The sequence below is a fragment of the Arsenophonus sp. ENCA genome (assembly GCF_002287155.1).
GTDB lineage: Bacteria > Pseudomonadota > Gammaproteobacteria > Enterobacterales > Enterobacteriaceae > Arsenophonus > Arsenophonus nilaparvatae.
This window is the reverse complement of sequence record NZ_NHNG01000446.1, coordinates 1-590: the sequence shown is the minus strand read 5'-3', so window position 1 is coordinate 590 and position 590 is coordinate 1. Positions and strand designations below refer to the sequence as shown.

The following is a 590-nucleotide window of genomic DNA, read 5'->3' as shown; positions in this document are numbered from 1 at the left end:
AATCAAATCCAAACACTGAAAAATAATCTAGAAAAATAGCAATCCCTTAGATCCTTCTTAAATTAATAGTTTCGAACATTCTTAATAATTTTTTTAGTACTTATTTTCAATTAAAACTCTTTACATATAATTAAACATATGAAAATACGAGATATAGCACCATTTGGCGTAAGAATGACTACCGAATTAAAAGATCGCCTACATGAGGAAGCGAGAAAAAATGCCTGTTCATTAAATTCGGAAATCGTGAAGCGCCTTGAAGATTCTTTATCTAAAGAGAACCAGCAGTTATCTGAAAATAAAAATGATTTTAAAAATAGAATTAGTATGCTTGAAGATATGATTGAGAAGTTAAAAAAAGAAATCCAAATGAACTAATCATTTATATTTTTTCCAAAGAATAATTATAGGGTTAACTAATGACAAAGAAATACCCAAGCCAAGAAATGGATAGATTTAACATTAGGATGCCTGATGGAATGAGAGAAGCAATAGCTGATATTGCTGAACAAAATGGGCGCTCCATGAACACAGAAATAGTTATGATTCTTCAGGAAGCTATAAATAGAAATAAGGAGGTCAATTGTACA

The 590-nt window shown here is 29.7% G+C and carries 2 protein-coding genes; both read left to right on the top strand.

The features are described 5' to 3' along the window. Positions 1–138: 138 nt before the first annotated feature. Entirely contained in the window at positions 139–378 is a 240-nt protein-coding gene (locus CBG25_RS11570; RefSeq protein WP_290606766.1) for an Arc family DNA-binding protein, read from the top strand. A 41-nt stretch (positions 379–419) separates the two neighbouring features. Next, positions 420–590, top strand: a 171-nt coding sequence (locus CBG25_RS11565; protein ID WP_290606769.1) for an Arc family DNA-binding protein, incomplete at its 3' end; no start/stop codon positions are given.

Coding starts and splice junctions, on each gene's coding strand:
- CBG25_RS11570 (WP_290606766.1), top strand. CDS start 139: ATGAAAATACGAGATATAGCACCATTTGGCGTAAGAATGACTACCGAA.